Here is a 20,353-nt window from a genome sequence, read left to right as displayed (position 1 = left end):
CGATTAAGCTCCATCGTTCATGCAAGACGAGTCATCCAAGACCGCTTGCTTCAGTTGCTGCTCCAGGTTGAGTACATACTCCGAGGCGCTGCGGGCGTGACCACTGGCCCGAAAGATCGCGCGTTTATCTGTCTTGAGTAGACTGAGCCAGGAGTCGATATAGCTCTCGTGCCGCAGCTCTCCCTGAATGCCGGCATAAGCACATAAAAAAGCAGCACCCATTTCGGCGATCAACTCCTCAAACCCGTAGCCTGGTGAGCCGAACGGACATGCTGACGTCACGCCTTCGCGCTGCAACCGAGCGTGATGCCCGGTCCAGTGCGTCAGCTCATGCAGTGCCGTGGCGTAGTACCCGCTTTCATCGTGAAATTGTGCCTTTGTCGGCAGTTGGATGATATCTCTGATCGGGTGGTAAAAGGCTTCGTTGGCAGGCCGATGAACGATGCGTGCACCTGAACTTAACAGCAGATTTTCCGCGGCGCTGTTGGGCTGGAAGGGATCACTCTGTTCCGTCTCGAGCAGGGTGTCACTAAGCATTTCGAGCCCCTCCGTTTGCTCGATGTTGAACAGAAAATGTGTCCTAACAATGCCAAAGTGAGCGACCTTGGGTTGACCGTTTTCATCGAGTACGGGTTGGCCTGACTCGGTCTGCTCCTCGCGTTCCATCGGCTTGTAGAGGACTGCCAGAGTGCTGTGTTCCCCCTTACGGATGTGCCCACCCGCCTTTCGGGCTTGATTGAAGGTCAGCCACCGATCTTGAGTGAACCCCTGCAACCTGGCCTCGGCCCAGAGCAATGGTAAATTGATGCCCGAGTAGGGACGACGCGTGATGGCATTGATGGGGAAGGGTTGATGACGACTGACGTCAACTGAGCCACTTGAGGACCAGGGTTTGATCCAGGGGGTAACGCCTTGGTCCAAAGCTTTAACGATCTTGTCTGTCACGTCTTGGTAGATATCGCGCATGGCAATTTCCTCGAGAGAAAGCGGAGGAACGCCGCGCCCATCGGGGAGGGTTCCCCGGTTGGGTGATGTGCTGGATCGATGCAGGTCTTGCATGGCGTCCGAATGTGGAGGTGGGCACTGTCAATTGCGCTTAGCGCTGGTGTTCTCCTGCAAGCGCTATCAGCAAGGCGCTAGGCTGATCTGGTTCTTGGAGCAGGCTCAGGCTCAATTGCAGCGACGGGCCGTGGTCTAAGTAATCGGTTGGTTCAATGTGGATTACCTCGAACAGCACGTAAGGCTTGTGTGGATAGGCCAGGTGGGCTTCGAAGGCTGCGCGCAATACGTGGCTCAACCGGTCGACCTGCAGCTTCTCAGCGTGATCGGATTGCTTGAGCAGGACTGCGCGTTGCCACGCGCCAGGGGTGAACACGATGGGCAACCGAAGGCTGTTCAGTGTTTCCGGTGTAAGTGAGTCGGGCATGGTATGTCTCCGTTGAAAGCGCGAAGAAACCTGCCCCGTGCGGGAGAGAATTTCCCCGCGGTGGGTTGAAGAAAAACGAGAAGGTTTGCTTGGTGAGCGGGGCTCGGAAGACGCTCAGAAGAGCAGTAGGCGTTCATCACCGTAGAAACGGTGACCGTGCGAGCTACCGAACGCTGATCGCACTTGGGGAAGAACCATCACCGAAGTGACGTAGCCTTGAAGGTTCTGGCTGCCTGGGTAGGGTGCTGTCGATAACAGCGATCCGTACCTTGTATTTAGCGGAGCGATTTATACGGGTCAACCTCCGAAGAGACCCTGTGTCACGATGTTCGTCTTCTGTCTTCCAGTGAAGTTTTTTTGGCTTGGCAAGCTGATAAACGGTCAGGCACGGACAGTTTTCAGTAGTAGGCTGTTACTCCTGTCTCAATCATGAAAACGCTCAGAAGAGGGCGAGAACATGCCGACTCAGAACCCTGTTCAGAATTCACGTGCCCACCGCTGGGCATATACCTGTGGCATGTCGATAAAGCGCGGGTATCGCAATTTGAAAGCGTTTGAGTCCCGCGTGGCTGAGCGTGCGGTGACGGCGGGATTGCCCGCGGGTAAATTACTTGTTCGCGGGAGCTTTCTGATTGCCAAACTGGCAATGATCGGAGGGCTGCTCTTTGTCAGTGTTTGGATGGTTACTTTCATTGTGATGGTGCTGGCTGTCACTACTTTGCTATGGCTCAGGGTTTTTATTGGTGCCGATCAACAAGAGAAAAACCCAGGGCCAGACTACCTAGGTGCTGACCTCTACATCGGTGAGTTCGACGACAATGGGCATTATATAGGCGACAGCAAGTCATCTAATTGAACGCTTAGCAGCACCCAATATTTGATCCGTACCTTTGCTCGCGGCGTCACTTGCTGCTTTGCTACCATTCGCCAACATGCCTTGAATCCCGCTGCCGACTGAATATCCCGCCCAGCTCATGGCCCCTAGAAACAGCATCGGCAGCACGATGAACATCGCCCCCATCACATACTCGATCACCTGCGCGGTGACAGTCCCATCCATAAACCCGGATGTGGGCAGCGATAACAGCACTTGATTGGACGCCGAGACCTGGTTGTACAAGGTATCGAGCATGCTGGAGTCGACCCAACGAGCCAGTTCCCACCAGAAGCTCAGCATGTGTAAGGTGAACAGCGCGAACGTCACGGTCATGACGGTCTTCAGCTGATAGGTACTGACCAACAGAATCAGCGGCAAGCTGATGATGACGCCCATGATCAGGAAAGCCTGCACCATCGGCAGGGCGGCGCGTAGTGCATTCATCGCCGGGAAGTTGCTGAAGGAACCCAGTGCCAGCCCGGTATTGGTGGCCAGGTTATTGAGCCCCTGATTGATCGAGCCGCCTCGGGCACTGGAGCCATAGTCCTGGTACACCTGTCCGGGCGACATGGACATCGATTGCTGGCGCGGGCTGACCAACTCACGCAGGGTTGCATCCTCGATCTCGTTGCTCGAACGGCCAGTCAACCAACCTTTCAGTTGAGTCAGCAGCGAGGGATCGACCTGCTGGATCAAGCGGTCGCGCAACCCAACGCCGCTATCACTCCACCACTGCTTGCAGGTGGGGTAGCCCGCGCCATTCTCCAGCCGCGGCAAGGAAACATCGCGGCTGTCGTTATACGGCCAACTGGCTCGCGGTGTACGCGAGCGATCCGTGTCGTAGTAGCCGGGCGTGTCGAGAAGATAGCTTGAGCCGATCCAGGACGCGTCGTGACTTTGTACCTTGTCCAGTTGCGGGCGATTGGTAAACAACCGAGAACGGGAATAGCCATAGCAGTCGCGAGTGAAGTCGGCGACTTCCTGCAGCAGTACCTGGCTGTCGATGCGCGAACTGTCGATCTCCATGCGCATCTGCCGGATATCCGCTGCGCAGGGGATAGAGGCAGTGGCTGACGCAGTCACGCCTTTGCTCAAGGCATGCACCAGAAACCACCAGATCGGCACATTGGCGGAGCGTTCGCCGATAGTATTGAAGGTCGTCCCCCAGGCGGTTTCCGTCGGTTGGGCCACACTCACGCCGCAGCGCTGACTCGCCGCATCATCGAACGCCATCGAGGCGAGGCTCAACGGAAAGACCGGCGCGCAACCGAACAATACGACGATGTAGGCCAGCCACAACCGGTTCTCGATCCGCGGCACCGAGAGCAGTCCCTTGTTGCCTTCATCCGCGCCTTGCTGACGGGCTGACAGCCATTCCTGGAGGATGATCGCGCCGAAGGGCGCGGCAAATAGCCCGGTGTCGGACAGGACGCTCCAGAGGCCGTTATTGATGATCCAGGCCAGCAGAGAGAGGTAAAACTCGAGGTAGCTGTTGGTGCTCATGAGCATGGTGGTGGCCTCACAGTCGGGTGAGTTCGACGCAAGTAACGAGCACGAGCCCTAATGCTCCGATGCACTTCACGCGCAATCGATCCTGGGGTCGATGTCGGTAGCGCTGAAACAGATCCCACCAGAGCGCAAAGAGGGCGGCGTAGAGCAGGGCACGCCACCCCCGCAGATAGGGTCGTACGGATTCGAATGCCTGCTGCCAGGCCTCGAAACTATCCAGCGCAGTGCGTCCGATCCAGGCGACCAGTACAGTGGTCAGGATCATCACTGCGGCAATCCCCAGACTCGAAAGCAAAGTGAATAGCGGTGAGCGTTTCATGGCTCACTTGCGCCTGGCGTCAGCATCATTGAGTCGGCCGGGCTCGGGGTCGCCTTGCTCGACGGTACGCGATGCGTCGGCACCACCGGCATGTCGGTCGAGTACCAGGCTGGCGGTGTTGGTCGCCAGCATCTGCCGGACCTGCAGTTCGGTCTGCAGCAGGCGTATTTCGCGCTCCAGGGTGTCGATGTTTTTCGTCAAGGCGCTCTGTGCCGGCTCGGCGGAGGCGATGTTCGGTTCGTGACTGCCCGCCAGCAGGGTGCGCAGTAGCAGCAACGCTTTGTCGAGCACACTGGACAAGGCCGTCTCACTGGCCAGGCGCCGCGCCAACAGGTCCTGATCGGGGTCGTCACGCAGGGCTTCGACCACACCACGGGTCACCGGCAGCATCGGGCTGGAGGCTTTCGCCAGGTTGTCAGGGGTAGGCGGCAGAGAGCCAGACAACAGCCCTTGCAGGGCCTTGAGGCGCACGTTATAGGCCTCTTGGATCAGCGGCGTCAGTCCGCTGCCAGCGGTCGCACGCAGAGTTTCGCAGCTGTCGCAGGTCGCGACTTCGCTCTCGCCCAACACGCGGACGGCCCATTCGGATTCCTCTTGGGGCGAGGTCCAAGTCTGGCAAATAGCCCCGCCTAAGCAGTCGCTGCTACTGATCGAGGCGCTGTCATCCACCGACCGGTTATGCAGCAGGTTGTAGCCTGCTCGCACTACGTCGGAAGTCACCCGGATGGGGGGGTGCCCACTACCTCCAGCCTTCTGGCCGCCGACCCAGGACACCCCATTGTTGCCGTTTTGGGCCTCGGTGTTTTTCACTGCGGCCACTGCATCACCGCCGGTTTGCTCCAGGTTGCCCTGCATCTCCTGGTTCTTGGCCAGCGCGCCCCAGCCGGCTTGACCGACCTTGTCCGCCATCTTTTCGGCCATGGCCTGGCAGGTCAATTTGGAACGATCGAAGTCGATGCGACCCTGCATAACGCCGTTACTCAGCAACTCATAGAGTCCGGGGTTGGCGCGCTGGATGATCAATGCTGGCAGCGACATCACGGCTTGGGTCGCGTTCTGCACGATGCTGCCCATGATCTGCTGGAAACCTTCGGTGACGCCGTTCAACTGGTTCTGCAGGGTATTGGTGAGGCTCATGTTTCCGCACATCATGTTTGCTCGCCAGGACCCGCCGACACCGAGACCGCTGGGTCGGTAGAGCGAGCTCGGTGAGCCCACTGCCGAGCCGCCACCGATGGTGTACATCACTCGGTCATCGAGCACTTCGCCTTGAGTGCCCAGGCGGTAATCGCCCTCGGCGGCGTGGGCATGAGTGGCCATAGCGAGTAGCCCGTAGAGCAACAGACTCATCACGCCCAACCAGGGGCGCGCGAGAAACCGGCTCATGAAGCACCTCCTTCGAAGTCGATGCTGAACAGGAAGGTCTGCCCCTCACGTTTGCAACAGCTATAGGGCCGCCACAGCGACCAGGCGTAGCCACCATCCGCGCTCTGTACCGGATCGCTGGGGAAGATGGCGCACGTGGGCTGCACCTGGGGGTAGAGCAATTGCCATTTGTGGGTCGAAGCGTCGTTTTCAACGATCGGACCCGGCGGCCAGTAGCCGTCGCGTTTGGCGGGCGTGAGTGGTAAGTACACATGCGGCTGCCAGTTGCGGGTAATCACATCGCCGGCCCGTTGCGCCATGACTGCGGCCGCCTTGAAATCGTCGGGCTGTACCAGAAAGCCCTGCCGGGGATAGACGTTGCCCCACATGTTTCCCGAAGCCTGACGTCCGATTTCACGGATCCCCGGCATGAGCGACTCGGGGTAAAGACTTTCCGGGATGCCATGACGCCACGCCAGTGAGTCCAGGGTACTCAGGTAGTAAGGCATGAATGCAGTTGCACCGCTGGCGCAGGCATAGCCGGATTGCGAAGCCAGTTGCGTGGCGATCCAGCCACCGGGGTGGCCGATACCATCGACGTTCTTAAAGCGGGGCAGGTTGTCGCGGTGGGTGTTCGGGGTGATCAGGTTGCCGCCACCTTCCGCACCGCTGATGGGCGAGGAGAGGGTGGTCATCTCGGTCCAAGGGTTATTGCCGGTGGTGGCGTAGCTCGAGACCACCAATTCAGGAGTGAAATGACGAACCTTGGTCGAGGTTTTGACTGTGCAGCCGAAGGGCGTGCAGAGGAGCCAGAAACAAATACCGACGACCCTGTAGTCGAGGCAGTTTTGCGAAAGCACGGAGGACGTGATGCTGCCGGTGTCCAGCGCCACGCTTGGGCCGCACGCCAGCAGGATACTCAGCGCCAAGGGCCGTAGCTTTGTGGGCGGGATTGACGAGCAGGCAACAGGCATGATCCAGGCTCTCAGTGTATGGCCTGGGCAGGTTCGATTACGGACTGAAGACTGTCAGTGGAAATTATGAAGGCGGATCTATCGGGTTTGTGAGGCGTGAGACTATTATTTGACGTGAAGGGCGCTACGCAGGATATCGGGTTCCACAAGTAACTGATCTGCGGTAATTTCGAGAATATTGGCGAGCTTGCACAGGACCAACAGCGACGGATTGCCCGTGCATCGCTCGATTTGACTGACGTACGTGCGATCCACCTCGGCCATGAGCGCGAGCTGCTCTTGGGTAAGGTTTTTAACGCGTCGCATCAAGCGGATGTTTTCCGCCAGCTGCAGACGAAGCTGTTCGTAGTCTTGAGTCATGCGCGCAAATTGCGCCTTGAGGGACTCTCAATCCACGGGATATAGTCTACATTTGCATTGATCTAGGCCATTTGATGCTCATGCTTGTTATTGAGCGTTCATTTGGTTTCGTTAAGCTTTTCGAAGCTGGACCAGCGTCTAACAATAAAATCAGACATCTAGGGTGTGTATGGACGAAAACTACATTTCAATTCCGGCGGCGGACGGTTGTCCAAGCCTTCTGACACCCTGGGGCAACGAATTTGCCCCAATGATTGAACGTGGCGTGCAATGTGCCCAAGCTTGGCTTGATACGCCGGGTGAGATTCCACTGTGGTGGGAGTTGGCGCAAACCCGCAAGACCTTCCCTGTCGGTGACTGCCAGGATGCCTTTGAAGCCGGATTCTTGTTGCGGATTCAGCAGCGGCTTCGAGGCGCATCGTAATAACTGGTCACTCGCTTTAGAGCGCGATACCTGAATAGATTCCCCTATGTGGGTTCTATGCCTCGCGCTCTATCGATCCGGTCAGCTATCCGATAAGCCGCTTCCAACTCTGAGCAGCCATTCTCCTGCATCAGTGTCCAGCGCTCGGCTTTTTCCTCGGGCTCTGTCATCGCCAGGGCGAGGTAAAGACTGGGCGGCACGGCCCGGAACAGCGTTTCGAGCTTTTTCGACAGCACCACTCCTTCGGTGTATTTGCCCGGCTCCTTGCTGGCGGAGAGCAACAAGGCTTTCTGTGCCGGCGTGAGTTTCTTGAAGCGAGCGATTTCTTCGATTTCCGCGGGCGGCATGTTCAAACAAATCCACCATTCGATCATGTTGAGCATGGTCTGCGCGGCAGTGGGGAAGTCGGCAAGGTTTTGCGTCGCCAGCCAGAACCAAGCGCCGAGCTTGCGCCACATCTTCGTGCCCTTGACCACGAATGGCGCCAGCAGCGGGTTTTTGGTGATGATATGGCCTTCGTCGGTGACCATGATGATTGGCCTCCCCAGGTACTGGTCGCGTTCGGCTAGGTTGTTCACGGTGTTCATCAGGCTGATGTAGCTGATGGACATCTGCGCCTCGTAGCCTTCGCGAGCGTAAGTGGCGAGATCGACAATGGTCACATCGCTCTCGGGCCAAGACGTGCCCTCGCGATCGAACAACTCACCCTCGAAACCCTGGCAAAACAGGTCGATGGACTCGCCCATTTCCTGGGCACGCTCGCGACGTTTCTCCGGTAAGTGCGGGTCAGCGGCGACGCGTAATAAAGCGTCGCGCACGTCGCGGGTCAGTACCTGGTGACCCGCCGCGATACAGGTCTGCGCCGCATCCAGGATGCACTCGCGGATCAGGCTGCGGTCGGCTCGACTCAGGCGGGCTTCTTCCTTGGCCTCGCCGCCGGTGATCATCAGTCGAGCGGTGATTTCCAATTCGCCGAGAACATCGCGTTGGTCTTCGCGACTGGCTACCGCCTCATCGTCCAGCTCATCGATCGACAGACTCGCCACCTGATCCGGTTGCTCGACCAGGCGCCAGGCATCGACAAAGGGCGCGAGAGTGACCAAGGCGCCAGGTTTCAATTGGACCTTGTTGACCGACAGGCCCTGTGTCGCGAAGTAGTCGCCCTGCAAGCCAAACGAATTGCCTGCCTCGACGATAAACAGGCGAGGGCGGTACACGGCCATGACCTGCATCAGTAGGGTAACCAGAGTGGCCGACTTGCCGGCGCCGGTGGGGCCGAACAACAGCAGATGACCATTCATAGCTCGGTCCAGGCGTGATAACGGATCAAAACTCAACGGCGAACCACCACGATTGAACAGGGTGATACCTGGGTGGCCGGTGCCGGTGCTGCGGCCCCACACCGGAATCAGATTCGCCAGGTGCTGGGCAAACATCAGGCGGGTGTACCAGTTGCGCGTGTCGCGGGCCGGGTTGTAAGCCATCGGTAACCAACGCAGGTAACTGTTGCAGGCGGCGACTTCATCGCCTTCGCGTACCGGTTGTAGGCCCGCACCCAGTAGTGCGTTAGCCAGGCTGCCCGAGCGCTGGTGCAATTGCTGTTCATCGTTACCGCGCAGGTAGAACGCCAGGGTGCCGCGGTACAGCTTGTGCTGGCGGCCGATGATTGCACGAGCCTCTTCAACATCTTGGCGGGTCTGGGTCGAGGCCTGGTTTTCACCGATGGCTTTGCGCGCCAGGCGGTTCAACTGCTCCTCAAGTACATCCTGCGGTTTGACCACCAAGGTTAGACTCGTGACTGTACCTTCGGGTAACTGGTCGAACAGTGCATTCACCGCGTCACCTTTGCGGGTTTCTCCGGTGAGTTGACCAATCAAGGGCGCTCGGCGCAGCTTGTCCACCACCATGATCCGATGGGGTTGATCATCGAAAAACCAGAGCCCGTGCTGGACATCCGAGCGCGGTTCGTTGAAGAACAGCCGCTCGGCGAAGTCATGATCGAAGGGCAGTTCCAGCGACTCGCCGTCGCCCGACTCCGGATAGGTCACGCGGCGGTAGAACTCCTCGGGCGCTTCATCGGTGAGCCTGGGTGCCGGATTGAACCAGGGCACTAACCAGGCATACAGACCTCGGCCATCGACTCGCGTTGTTTGCACCCCGCATGCCTGCAACGAAGCAGCAATACGTTCGCAAGCCTGATGCAGGGATTGCACCGGGGTGAGTCCCGTCTCCTCAGCGTCAGACTCAAGCCAGCGATAGACCACCAGGCGCACCAGTCGGTTATTGCCGCGCCAGGGGAGGCGTGTGACGGCCTTGTCCTCAAACAGCCCACCCGGTTTGGCAACGGCCTTCAGATGACGGCGAGTGAGTTCTAGGTACGCTTCCGTGAAGACCGTCCCTCGCGCGCTGTCCTGGATATAGCTAGTGAGCCGGTTCAGGTAAGGGGTGAAGTCGTTATCGTCCTGGCAGAAAAACTGCGCCACCCACGGCGCTTGATCCAGCTCGTCAAAGCTATCCTGCAGAGCATCCTCGAGGGCATCGCGGGCTGCCATCAGCCAATCGGGTTCGCGCCCTTCGGTGCCAATGGGCAGCAACTCGAACACCGCACCCACCGAGCGGTTGTCATCCAGCAGAAAACACTGCTCGGTGTCGAGGTATTCGACCCATGGCAGGTGATCGGTGAAGCTGGGGTTGTGCGCATAGAGTGCCGCTTCATCGGCCAAGGTGGCGCGAGGGCGCAATGGGTGGCGCCAGGCTTTCCATGCAGAAGTGCGGTTGCCCGCATCGCTCGTACGCACTACAAGTCTTCCTGATGTTCACCCGGCAATGCGTACTGCACCCGTTGGTAGAACGGAAAGACGGTCGAGTAACCCGGAACTGGTGCCTGCTCGGTACCACTCAAATGCGGATAGACGTACAGCACCAGATCGGGATTAGGCAGGCGCGGGAACAGGTTGCGAATCTCGTTCGCCGCTGTACGTGTGTACGGTTCCTGGAGAGCCGCGGAGACATCTGCCTGAGCCAGCGGGCGGCGTAACTGTTGCCGAGCCTCCAACAGTTGCTGCTGAGTGCCTTGCGAACCGGCGCCGTTCCAGATATCCAGCATGGTTTGCTCGCCATGGGGCACCAGCGTGTCCTTGTCGGTGGAACACCCCGTCAGGACCCAGCAGAACACGCTAATCCAGGTCAGGCAGAGAAGCATGGTCTTTTTCATGGCGAACGCTCCGGCCCTTGGGCTCGTAGTCGATGGTGATCTCATGGTCGAGGTGCAGTGCGACCTGTGCTGCAGGTGGTACGTACACCGCCGCAAAGGCTTCGCCATACAGTTTGTTCACCCACTCGCGGATGTCGCTGACCCCACCACTGAGAATTGAATTCAGTGCGCTGTTGCCACTGCTGCTGTTGACTCCGAGCGTACTGCCGCCCGAAGTGATCACACTGCTGTTGTTCCGCTCATCCCCGAGCAGCGCTGCGACACCGGCACCGGCGGCAGTGATCAGGCTCTGGCTGCCGAGGTATTGCTGGGCGTTCGAGCGGCGCTCGCCAGCGATGCAAGGAATGCCATACGGATCGGACAGGTAACCGAGCCCACCGCGGATCTTGTCGGTGTTCGAGCTCTGGGTGGTGGAGGCAGTGCGGCTGGCTATCGCCTTCGGCTGAGGCACCGTGCGGATGGTGCCATCGGTGAATACAAAGGTGATTGACTCGACCTGTCCGCGTACGCAGGACAGGGTCCAGTCACCGGACGCCGCGCCGCTCATCACGGCCCCGGCGACGTCCGGCAGGTCGATGCCGTTGGCGGTCAGGTTCTCCGGACCGACCAGCACCTTGAAGGGATAGGGGTCATTCACGGTGCCGTCCACCGGGACTCGGCCGATCAGCGCGGTCATGGCGACCGAGCCCATCAGCGTGGCGTTTTCGGGGATGGTGTAGACCGGCTTCGCGCCTTCGGTACGATCAACGGATCGCTTCAGGTCGTGCTCACCCTTGGTAACAGCACGTAGCTGTTTCTGGCTGCGATCAATCGCGTTGTCTTTCAAGCCTTGCAGAGAGTTGAAGGCGGTAGGCAGGCTCAGTGCGGAGGAAGTCTTGGTTTTGCTTCTGGCGTCGGAGGACGGAGCATCCGAGGGTTCAATCCACTGCAGCGCATCATTGGTAGAGTGTCGCCCTTCGAACTGAGCGCCGTCGCCGGGCTCAAGCCCCAATCCGATCGGCATTTCTTTGCTTTTGCCGGTCAGCCCCGACAACTGTTCCTGCAATTGCGTCAGCAGGCCGCGAGCCTGACGACTGTCTTGTTCCGCTTTGAGTCGGGCCTCGTTGGCTTGGCGGCGGCCTTCGTCGACCTGCTGGGTCACACTGCCAAGCGCGGTCTGGATGCGTGAATCGACACTGTTTTCCCGCTCGCGTAGGCGGTTGTTTTCCGTCTGCAGCGAATCGTTGTGTTTCTTCAAACCGAGCATGTCGCTGCGCATGGCCTTCACCTGGCCGACCAGGGTGGCGACCGTATCGCGAGGGGTGTCGCCCGCAATGCCGAGCGACCTGGCTTGCTCGGCGGATAACTGAAGGTTGCCCTGATCAACTGGGTTCTCTGGCGAGGGCGTGCTGCCACCCGCGACCCAGGTTTTCAGGATGATCAGCACCACGGCCAGCAGCGCCGCCGGTACTAGCCATTTGAGCAATGCATTAGCCTTCATCGCCAGCACCTCGCGCAACGGGCGGGAGCAGCACGGCTTGTTCGATGCCGACACCGCGGGTGACGAGGTAGGCGAGTGTGGTGTCTTCAGCACTGCCGACAGGCCCGAGGAAAGCATGCTGAAAGGTTGCGGCGAACAACTTTGCCTGAAGCCTGCGAGGATCGAGTTGCACAGTCTCCAAACCACGATTGCGCAACTTCACCGCCGTCACCCAGTAATCACCGAGTCGCCAGGCGGCGATGGGCGTGCTGGACACGTTTTCGGTCGGCAGCAAGGTCGGCAGTTCGCTGCGCAGCTTGAGCGGGACGCGGCGTACACCGGGCAGGGACTCCACGGTGCGCAGCGGCGCGTACAGGCTTTGCGCGGCGTAGCGCGTCAACGCGACCGGGATCGGTGTGCGTTCTGGAACAGGGACGGCGCTCGATTCAGCCTCGGTAGCTTGCCCCTGAGCATGCTTGAGAATACGCACCGGCTCCAGCGGTTGATCGCCGGGCGTGGTCGCGATATCCAGCAGGATGATCTCACCCGTCGCGACCGATTGCAGTTGCAGTCGGGTCGGGGCAATGGCTTCCGACGCGCGCAGGTACAGAGTGCCGCCGGTGGATTGCACGCGCAGCTTGCCCGTCAAGGTTGAGGGCACGCCGACGCGAACAGCCTCATCGACAAATACCACTCGCTCCTGATTGATCACCAGCGGGACCGCGAGGGGGAGGCGTTCCCAATGCATCAGCTCGACGGCCTGTGCCGCGACTCCCCACAGCGTTAGTGCGACGGTGAGTCCCAGGGTCGACATCCGCTTCATGGTTCACCTCCAGGCAGGAAGATTTTTTGCGGAGTGCCCTGGTAGCAGTCCAGAGCCAGCCCCACTTGTTGCGCTCGGGATCCAGGTCAAAACGCACCACGCGTAATGGATAACGCACCACCACCCGTTTCACCGGTTCGGCGGCGTAATACTCATCGGCATTGAGGTCGAGTTTGACCAGCCAACTGTCGCGGTCGAGTTGCTTGACCCTGAGTTCCGGGTCTTCGCTGTAGCCTCGGCCCAGAATTTCGTAGACGCCACGCACCCGCTGGCGCAGCTCGCCGGCGGCCTTACGGAACTCATAATCACCGTCGAGGAAGGCCTTGCAGGCGGGTGTCAGGTAGGACTGCAGGCCATAGATGGCGCGACGATAATCCTGCTCGCCATCCGAGGGCCAGCGGTTGAGCTGACCGAAGATGTACAGGGCAAAGGCATAGACATTCTCCGAGGGGATATCCCACCACTTGCGCGTGCTGCCCGAGCGCAGATCTGGCGGTACATGTACGGTCAGATCGGTCGGTGCCGAGCGCCAGCCATACCAGAGTCCGGCACAGAGCAGAGCAAGGATCACTACCGCCAGACGCAGGCTGAAGATGTGTGCCTGTTGGGCATCGACCTTGTTCCGAAATCGGCTCATGGCTGCCACCGTGACAGGGCAGGACGCAGCCGACTTGAACGGCGGACCGTCCAGGCACCGGAGTGGAGGATCAGACTGCCGCGACCCAAGCGCCAACGGCTGGCGAGCATCCATTCGAGTTTGCGGTACAACCAGGTCTCGGGGCGAGCCCGTTTGGCCCGGCGCAGTAGCGTGCCACCGGCCAATAACACCAGCGCCATGCCGGCGATCATGCCGGTCGGCGCTATGGCAATGGAAGCGGTGGCAATCGCTAGAGGGACGCCCAGCAGCAGGCCAATGACGGCGCCAGTGCCGAGTGCTACCCACATCTCATCATTGGTCAACCCTCGCAATACGGCGGGATCACGATTGAGTCGCTCTGGAAGAAAGACCAAGGTGCCGTCGGCAAGGCGTTCGATAGTGTCGTTCATACCGACCTCACAGAATGGCGGCCGCCTTGGTCAGGAACCAGATGATGATCACCACAGCAGGGCACCGATGCCGACCACTGCACCCAAGTCCTTCCAGGTCTTTCGTTGGTTTTGCACGTCGGCGTACACGGTCAACGAGTGCCACGCCACCCCCAGAAAGCGAGTAAGGCGATCAGCAGACCGAGCAGGATGCCGCCGTCGTAGGCATAGTTTTTGATCGTCTCGATCAACCCGGAGCCTTCGCCGCGCGAAGGGGCTTCCATGGTGGGGAGCTCGGCAAAAGCCAGGCTTGGGCCGAGCACCAGCAGCAGTCCGATCAAGCGCTGGCTCGCACGATCACGCAGGTTGTTTTTCAGAGGGGTAAAACACTTGAGCATGGCGGCGATCTCCTGGGTTAGGACAGGGTGAAGAACATCAAACCAGCAAGGTGAGCAGCACGCGTGCGGCGCTGCCGCCGAAGGCTCCAAAGCGCACGCTGCCGCTCGCCCAACCCCGTAAGCCGTCCACATCACCCAGGCGCACCACAGCAAGGTCAGGACGAGAACCAGGGACAGCCACAGCGTCGAACTGCTCTGCGGTGCGAAGCCGGCGGCGTTTTGGAACGCAGCGATCTGAACGTCAGTCATACTCATGGCGAGGGCTCCGCAATCGGAGTGTCGAGGCGGTAATCACCGACCAGTTCACTGGGGTCGCGGGGTTGCGCACGGGAGGGTACAGATAGCTCTGCACCCCTTGGCGGATGCGCTGAATGTCCTGGGTCAGTCGGGGGTAGTCGAATCGATAGCGTTCGATTGGTTCAAGGGTACGGGCTGCCTCCGCTCGCGTCGCAAGGCGTTCGAGAGTGTCGAGTTGCTGCTGGACTAGGCTGAGCTGTTCCTGTTCCTGCTCATGAGTCGATGCGGCATAGCCGCTGACATGAGCGATGGCCAGTGAAAGGAATAACAAGCAGCGAAAGACGGTAGTCGACATGATGCTGGTCCATGTGGAGATGGCGCCAGCATCAAGATAGGGGTTGAATACTCAGTATGAAACGCGAGATGGATGTATCGCTTTTTTGGAGGCGAGCGGAAGAAACTTACTCACAGATACACGAGCAATCGATTGGGCGAAAAAGAGAGCACAGTCTAGCAATCCTTCCCCATTAGTAATGTGTTGCTCATAGGGCAATGAGTGAATTCACTTCTGCTTGAAACGCGTATGGGTGACGAAGAGTCAATCATCGCTTAGCATGAGGGCGTTCACTTCTCATTTCCCTAACCTGAAGGAAGTTTCACATGTCTCGTTTGGCTGAATTTCGCAAGCTTGAACAACAACTGGCTGAACAGCTCGCAGAGCTCGAGTCGATGAAAAGTGACTCCGGTCTGAAAAAAGAAATGGAATTTGAGAGCAAACTACGTGCGTTGCTTGGCGAGTACGGCTTCAGCTTGAAGAACATCATTGGCATCCTGGATCCAGAAGCTGGTCGTCGTACCTCGACACCAATAGCTGCCCCCGTAAAGGCAGTCCGTAAGGCTCGCGAAGTGAAGATTTACAAGAATCCAAACTCGGGTGAGGTGATCGAAACCAAAGGGTGGAAATCATCGACAACTTAAAGAATGGAAAGTCGAGTTTGGCGCAGACGTTGTTGACTCGTGGCGTACTCAGTAAGATCGGTTTGATGATCAGGGGCCTGTAAAGGCCCTTTTTTATTGGTGAGAATTATAAGTCAAGAGTGCAAGTCTTGACCCAGTCCTGCACCAGTTTAATTGCTGGTTAGATCCTTGAATTCCGCCCAAATCTTGGAAGCCTACATTTCATCTGATGCTCTAATCCATAGTGGGAGTCGAGGACGACCTCTAGCAGCTTTATTTGCATCCGTATGGTGTGTCAGTTTTCGGCCTGGATAACTATCCTGGCATCGGGACATGTAAAAAAAACTGGTTTTTCCGAATCAGAGATACTTCTTGAATGTCGTTGCCGTGATTGCCGTAATGATGCCGAGCATCACAGCACAAGGGAAAAACACAGCCATGGGATTGAGTGAAAAGGGTAGAGACAAGTAGATAACCCAGGGCACGATCAGCAGTGGTAACACGGCTCGTTTAGCTCGATGGTAGACAAAGCTACTTTCTCTCTCCCTGCGCCAAATTTACGTAGGTCCCGGCGTATCAGTCCATCGACAAAACCAGTGAATATGGCCAGCAGAAACAGGGGATGGCCAGGACCAGAATGGTCAGGCGCGCCACGAAGGTTAAGGTCACATACACTGCAGCCAGTACGAAATCCTCGATGCTCACGTATAGCTGATTGGTCCAACTCCAGAAGCCGTTGCCCTGGCTCGACACCCGAGCCTGCCGGGCAAAATCCGCAAAGCCAGTCTCGACCAGCAGCCACTGATTTAGAAAATCCAGTACTTGAACGATCGTTTGCCCGGGTTGTTGGAGGATGAGTGAAGCTTTGAAGTGCTCGCCGAGCCATCCCAATTCGCTATTCAACATGGCCTGGCTGTGTCGCCAACCCTGATCCCCCAGAACAGTAGCAGACCTGCGAACTCGATGAGGATCGAGAACAGCAACGAGGCGATCAGCAATCCGATGATGCGGAGAACCAGGCTGATCACCGAGATGATCAACCCCGGGCGCTGGACCGATTGTGGCGGCGTGTTCTGGACGGAAGTCGCCATCGTTCACTCCATTGCGCACTGCAGAGTTGAGTTGGGCACGACGTCTTCCGGATCGCTTTCTGTTGAGTCGAAACCTAGGTCAGGGTAGGGCTACCCCACCTGATCTAAATCGAAGTTTGTTGTTGGGCCGCCACCGCTTGCGCTCCACCACTGACCCGCCTGCGCGTTGTAGGCCGCCCGCATCCGTTGAGTGAGTTCCTGTAGGTCCTTGGGCATGGCGTCGTCGTTGGAGGGTTTTGGCAACGGCATGCGGACTTTCCAGAGCTGCCCACCGGCCTGGAAGGAGAACATTTGCCCCTTGGGCAAACTGACGATATGAGCAGGCTCGATCAACGGCACACTGGTGCTGCTGACACGGTCCTGTGAGGACGAGGTGAAGTCCGTGTTGGCCTCCGGATCGGAGGTGTCGGTCGCACCCGACACCAGGGTCTTGGTCAGCACGTTAACCTTGGGTATCTGCTGGGTGAGCAGTTCAGCGGTGGCGGTTTCGCGCACGCGGAGCATCTGCAGGGTGTTGAAGTTGCCAATCACCTGGCCAGCTTTGGCGCGGTTGCCGATACGTGCTTCGATATCGCTGAGGGTCTGGGTGTAGGCGGTTACCTGGATACCGGCGCCGCCACCTTTGTTGATCAGGGGGATGAACTCATCGCCCATCAATTCGTTGAACTCATCAGCGTGCAGGTTGATCGGCAGCTTGTCACTGCTGCTGCCTGATGGGGGCAGGCCATGGTCAATGCCGTGTTTGTAGATGTGGCCCGCGACCGAGACCAAATCAGCAAACATGGAGTTGCCCACAGCGGCTGCGACTTCGGCGTCGGTCAGCGCATCCAGGCCGATGTAGACGATGCCGCGTTTGCGAATGATCTGCATCCAGTCGAATATTGGTCGCGGGTCATCTAGGTCGGTGTAGTTGGGGGCCAGCAGTTGGGCGGTCTTGCCGGTGGTGAGTTTCTCCAGCAGCGGCAGCAGCGAAGCAACGATTTTGTCGAAGTAGGTGCGGTCGTAACGTACTGCCGAGCGCAGTCCATCCAGCACCGGATCGAATACCCGTTTCACCGCCAGGTACTGTTCGATGGCCACCACACGCTTTTCGCGTCCCACCATATGCCGGGGAATGTTCTTCTCAGTGAGTTTGCCTTCCAGTTGGACGATCACTTCCCAGGCTTTCGGATCGGTTTTGGCGAAAAACTGCTGAGCGTATTCGACGAACAGCGCGTCGATATTGACCACATGTCGCTGGATCTGCAGGTAGTCCGGACGCCGGCCGAGCTCGATCAGGGCACGGGCGATGATATTGACAAAGCGCCAGGCGAACTCACGGAAGGCCGCAGAGTTACCTTCACCACTGAGCTGCCCGGCGATGCGTGACGCCACTTCCGAAATGCGTCCGAAACGTCCCACCGCGTTGTAGCGCGCGGAGATCTCCGGCCAGCCCAGATGGAAAACATAGAATTCCTTTTCCCGACCGGCCCGTTTGGCTTCGACATACATCCGCTTGAGCAAGTCAGCATCGCCTTTCGGATCGAAGACGATGACTACCTCATGTTCGATGCGATGAATGTCCTGGGTGATGTACACCTCGGCGAGTCGCGTCTTGCCGACACGGGTAGTGCCGAGCACCAGGGTGTGTCCGACCCGTTCGCCCAGCGGCAGACTGACTTCCGTTTCATCGGGCTCGACCCCATGCAATAGTGGCGAGCCACCTACCGGGGCAAAGGGCGCATCGGATTGAAGGCACTGTCCCAGGCCGTGACACGGGCCAGTATCGAGAGTGGAAACGGTGCATGCTCCAGGCGCCGTTCGAGACCACGGGCCAAGCGGTAGCTGGTCGGTTGGTCGACATAGTGGGCGACCGCCGGATCCTGGGCCTCGACCAAGCGCTGGTGTGCAGGCGGGTCCAGCGAAAGCCGCGACCCATGAACAAACGCTTACGGCTGACCGGAATCTGGCGACTGGTCAGTTCGTAGCGGGGCAGCCGACGGATATTGCGCCGATAGCGCAACACCTCCCATGCTTGGCGCAGACGAATCAGGCCAAACAGGGCATAGGCCAACGCTGCAACCAGACCGATCTCGGGTGACAGGGCCACGGCCCAGGGCGAGTACACACACAGCACAACGGCGGCGATGCAGATCGCCACGGTGTACAGCTCCACCGCTGGCCGGAGCTTGGACTCCATTGCATGGTCGGCCATGGCTTGGACTCACTGTTCCAGTGATGTGGCGGTGATCAATACGGGGTAGTGCTCTATCTGCAGGCGAGTGGCGATGTCGTTGCCGTTGACCGGCAGGATGGTGATGCTCGGAGCGGCTGCTCGAATCCGGTCCAGGGCTTCATTATCGGCCACTTCGACGGCGAGGCCGGCCGCGCCCATTTCCTGCAGTTCAGCTGCGCGTTGACGCAACCAGCCAGTGATTGGGGATCCTCACCGACCAGGAAAAATGGCCGCAAGCCCGGCATGTTCAGGGCGCGAGGCGTGATTTTGCCGGGGCTCAACTGAGAGCTGCGGATGGGCAGTATCCAGGCTTCATCGGTAACCGTGGACAGGTCCGCATGCATGGCCCGATCAGGCTGGGTCCTGTTGTTTATTGGCGGTCTGGAAACTTGAAAATGGGGCCGGGTGAAGTCGCTGGGCTGATCCCCGGCTACGCTCAGTTCCGGCTGGGCGAAAGGTGCCAAGAGCAGGGTGAAATAGTAGGTAAGGGGGATTCGCTTCATGGTGGTGTGCCCTGTTCGAAGGAAATCAGCAGCTGTTCGAGTCTCTGGGAAAAGCCAGCACGGTAGCGTGCTGCCGGCGCGCCTCCTGCCGGACGATGATAGCGCCCGGCAGCCAAGACCCAATCACCGGTGGCAGCGTGATGCTCCTGCAGCAGTGCGGCGGTCACCGCGAGATTTCGGTAGGGATCAAGGGCTTCGCAGGGACTGGAAAAGCGTTGTCCGTGGTAACCCAGGTTGGTTTGCCCGAGACCGACATCGACCCGCTTGGCGTCATGTCGGGCGAGTGCCTGAAGTAAGGCGTGACAGGCGGCCTGGCGAGTGGCGAAGCGGTAAGGGCTACCGGCGATGTTCAGGGTCCAAGGCCAGGGCCGCAGGCGACCACGGACGCGGATACCACTCTTCCTGCAGGGCAATCGCGAACAACACCGTAGAAGGAATGTCGGCGTCATGCGCCGCCAGTTGGTAGGCAGGAGGCGGCAATTCGTCAGCTTGGACGGCGAGCATCGTCAACAGGAGCGCAATAGCACTCAGTCGAGGCGTTGCCATTGTCCGTTCACCTGTTGAAATGTGGCAGGCAATGGCCCCGGGGCACCCAGGTTGAACCAGCGACCACGGTCATGGTTCAGGGTGATCTGCCGACGTTGGACCCTTGCCGGATCGATGTCCGCTGCCGAGCCCAGCTACGGATGCGTTCATCCTGGCCTTGGCTGCCCACCAGATAGATATCGAACGCCGTGTCACTGCTTTGCAGACGCTGCGCTTCGGCGGTGCACGCTGGGCAGTGGTCCTCGACAAACAGAGCTTGGCGCGGCGCGACCGCTGAGTTGGTAGGGATGGGGATGCCATGCCCTGGATCGGCAGCAGCCCGGGAAACAGCTTGGCCCAGGCTGCGGTGTAAGCGTTCTGGTAGGCCAGTTCGCGCTCGGCGCGTTTGGCTTCCAGCGCTACCTGTAATTCGGCATAGCGCTGGCGTTCCTGGTCGGTCTGGGCCTCGACCCGAGCGCGGTCAACGGATCGAGGTTCGGGCTCCAGAACCCGCGCGGGCCGGCTTGGATCTGTTCGAAGCGCGTCCACTCCTGCTCCGTCAGCCCCCAACTCGCCGCCTGTTCAGAGTCAGAGCGCCCCAGCGGAGCAGACTGCGTGTCCTGGCCGAGACTGTGTCGTGACGGGGTTGCC

Annotated in this window: 14 protein-coding genes and 9 pseudogenes; 3 read left to right on the top strand and 20 right to left on the bottom strand. The window is 59.1% G+C overall.

Annotated features, from left to right (window positions below; translation table 11 throughout):
- Window positions 1–3 precede the first annotated feature (3 nt).
- Together C5F71_RS00125 and C5F71_RS00120 are read right to left on the bottom strand one after the other, a co-directional pair.
- Complete coding sequence (locus tag C5F71_RS00125) at window positions 4–966, bottom strand: ArdC family protein (protein WP_104910334.1); 963 nt, start codon at window positions 964–966, stop codon at window positions 4–6.
- 130 nt (window positions 967–1,096) lie between these two features.
- Window positions 1,097–1,426 (bottom strand): hypothetical protein, encoded by a 330-nt coding sequence (locus tag C5F71_RS00120; RefSeq protein WP_104910333.1) that lies wholly within the window; start codon window positions 1,424–1,426, stop codon window positions 1,097–1,099.
- A 457-nt stretch (window positions 1,427–1,883) separates the two neighbouring features.
- Here C5F71_RS00120 and C5F71_RS00115 point away from each other — a divergent pair, with 457 nt between their 5' ends.
- A complete protein-coding gene (locus tag C5F71_RS00115) occupies window positions 1,884–2,282 on the top strand; it encodes a DUF3742 family protein (RefSeq protein ID WP_104910332.1) in 399 nt (132 codons plus the stop codon).
- Here the strand turns inward: C5F71_RS00115 and C5F71_RS00110 are convergent.
- From C5F71_RS00110 to C5F71_RS00090, 5 genes are all read right to left on the bottom strand, one after another.
- Window positions 2,271–3,812, bottom strand: coding sequence for a conjugal transfer protein TraG N-terminal domain-containing protein (locus tag C5F71_RS00110; protein ID WP_104910331.1), 1,542 nt, complete (start codon window positions 3,810–3,812; stop codon window positions 2,271–2,273). The two genes, C5F71_RS00115 and C5F71_RS00110, sit on opposite strands and share 12 nt — an antisense overlap.
- 10 nt (window positions 3,813–3,822) lie before the next feature.
- Entirely contained in the window at window positions 3,823–4,131 is a 309-nt protein-coding gene (locus tag C5F71_RS00105) for a hypothetical protein (RefSeq protein ID WP_104910330.1), read from the bottom strand.
- Window positions 4,132–4,134: 3 nt separating this feature from the next.
- The gene (locus C5F71_RS00100; protein WP_104910329.1) at window positions 4,135–5,517 is read right to left on the bottom strand and encodes an integrating conjugative element protein; all 1,383 of its coding nucleotides are present in this window, start codon (window positions 5,515–5,517) and stop codon (window positions 4,135–4,137) included.
- Window positions 5,514–6,470 (bottom strand): TIGR03756 family integrating conjugative element protein, encoded by a 957-nt coding sequence (locus C5F71_RS00095; RefSeq protein WP_104910328.1) that lies wholly within the window; start codon window positions 6,468–6,470, stop codon window positions 5,514–5,516. Before C5F71_RS00095 ends, C5F71_RS00100 begins: the two co-directional genes overlap by 4 nt.
- Window positions 6,471–6,575: 105 nt before the next feature.
- On the bottom strand, window positions 6,576–6,830 hold the full coding sequence (locus C5F71_RS00090) for a helix-turn-helix domain-containing protein (RefSeq protein WP_029290836.1): 255 nt from the start codon (window positions 6,828–6,830) through the stop codon (window positions 6,576–6,578).
- 169 nt (window positions 6,831–6,999) lie between these two features.
- On the opposite strand from C5F71_RS00090, the gene C5F71_RS00085 reads away from it, so the two are divergent.
- On the top strand, window positions 7,000–7,254 hold the full coding sequence (locus tag C5F71_RS00085; protein WP_032866288.1) for a LasR-specific antiactivator QslA: 255 nt from the start codon (window positions 7,000–7,002) through the stop codon (window positions 7,252–7,254).
- Between the two features lie 44 nt (window positions 7,255–7,298).
- Here C5F71_RS00085 and C5F71_RS00080 read toward each other — a convergent pair whose 3' ends face one another.
- The 9 genes and pseudogenes from C5F71_RS00080 to C5F71_RS00040 form a co-directional block, all read right to left on the bottom strand.
- Complete coding sequence (locus C5F71_RS00080) at window positions 7,299–10,052, bottom strand: conjugative transfer ATPase (RefSeq protein WP_029290838.1); 2,754 nt, start codon at window positions 10,050–10,052, stop codon at window positions 7,299–7,301.
- Window positions 10,052–10,468 (bottom strand): TIGR03751 family conjugal transfer lipoprotein, encoded by a 417-nt coding sequence (locus tag C5F71_RS00075; RefSeq protein ID WP_032866290.1) that lies wholly within the window; start codon window positions 10,466–10,468, stop codon window positions 10,052–10,054. Before C5F71_RS00075 ends, C5F71_RS00080 begins: the two co-directional genes overlap by 1 nt.
- A complete protein-coding gene (locus C5F71_RS00070; RefSeq protein WP_029290843.1) occupies window positions 10,431–11,948 on the bottom strand; it encodes a TIGR03752 family integrating conjugative element protein in 1,518 nt (505 codons plus the stop codon). The genes C5F71_RS00075 and C5F71_RS00070 overlap by 38 nt, the downstream gene beginning before the upstream one ends.
- Complete coding sequence (locus tag C5F71_RS00065; protein ID WP_029290846.1) at window positions 11,938–12,750, bottom strand: TIGR03749 family integrating conjugative element protein; 813 nt, start codon at window positions 12,748–12,750, stop codon at window positions 11,938–11,940. The genes C5F71_RS00070 and C5F71_RS00065 overlap by 11 nt, the downstream gene beginning before the upstream one ends.
- Window positions 12,747–13,387 (bottom strand): annotated as a pseudogene (locus tag C5F71_RS00060) (PFL_4703 family integrating conjugative element protein). Before C5F71_RS00060 ends, C5F71_RS00065 begins: the two are co-directional and overlap by 4 nt.
- Window positions 13,384–13,797 (bottom strand): TIGR03750 family conjugal transfer protein, encoded by a 414-nt coding sequence (locus C5F71_RS00055; protein ID WP_029290850.1) that lies wholly within the window; start codon window positions 13,795–13,797, stop codon window positions 13,384–13,386. Before C5F71_RS00055 ends, C5F71_RS00060 begins: the two are co-directional and overlap by 4 nt.
- Window positions 13,798–13,804: 7 nt before the next feature.
- A pseudogene (locus C5F71_RS00050) lies at window positions 13,805–14,174 on the bottom strand (TIGR03745 family integrating conjugative element membrane protein).
- Window positions 14,175–14,191: 17 nt separating this feature from the next.
- Window positions 14,192–14,429 (bottom strand): annotated as a pseudogene (locus C5F71_RS00045) (TIGR03758 family integrating conjugative element protein).
- Window positions 14,426–14,766: pseudogene (locus tag C5F71_RS00040) on the bottom strand (RAQPRD family integrative conjugative element protein). Before C5F71_RS00040 ends, C5F71_RS00045 begins: the two co-directional pseudogenes overlap by 4 nt.
- Before the next feature lie 305 nt (window positions 14,767–15,071).
- Here C5F71_RS00040 and C5F71_RS00035 point away from each other — a divergent pair.
- Window positions 15,072–15,444 (top strand): annotated as a pseudogene (locus C5F71_RS00035) (histone-like nucleoid-structuring protein, MvaT/MvaU family).
- A gap of 283 nt (window positions 15,445–15,727) precedes the next feature.
- Here the strand turns inward: C5F71_RS00035 and C5F71_RS00030 are convergent.
- The 4 pseudogenes from C5F71_RS00030 to C5F71_RS29140 all read right to left on the bottom strand — a co-directional run bounded on the left by C5F71_RS00030 (window position 15,728) and on the right by C5F71_RS29140 (window position 19,723).
- Window positions 15,728–16,459, bottom strand: a pseudogene (locus C5F71_RS00030) (TIGR03747 family integrating conjugative element membrane protein).
- A gap of 90 nt (window positions 16,460–16,549) precedes the next feature.
- Window positions 16,550–18,653 (bottom strand): annotated as a pseudogene (gene traD / locus C5F71_RS00025) (type IV conjugative transfer system coupling protein TraD).
- 9 nt (window positions 18,654–18,662) lie between these two features.
- Window positions 18,663–19,177: pseudogene (locus tag C5F71_RS00020) on the bottom strand (integrating conjugative element protein).
- Window positions 19,174–19,723, bottom strand: a pseudogene (locus C5F71_RS29140) (lytic transglycosylase). The pseudogenes C5F71_RS00020 and C5F71_RS29140 overlap by 4 nt, the downstream one beginning before the upstream one ends.
- Window positions 19,724–20,353: the final 630 nt, after the last annotated feature.

Origin of the sequence: Pseudomonas sp. LG1D9, assembly GCF_002949995.1 — a bacterium.
Classification (GTDB): domain Bacteria; phylum Pseudomonadota; class Gammaproteobacteria; order Pseudomonadales; family Pseudomonadaceae; genus Aquipseudomonas; species Aquipseudomonas proteolytica.
Note: the sequence above shows the minus strand (reverse complement) of the source record. Positions and strands in the feature narration are given on the sequence as shown.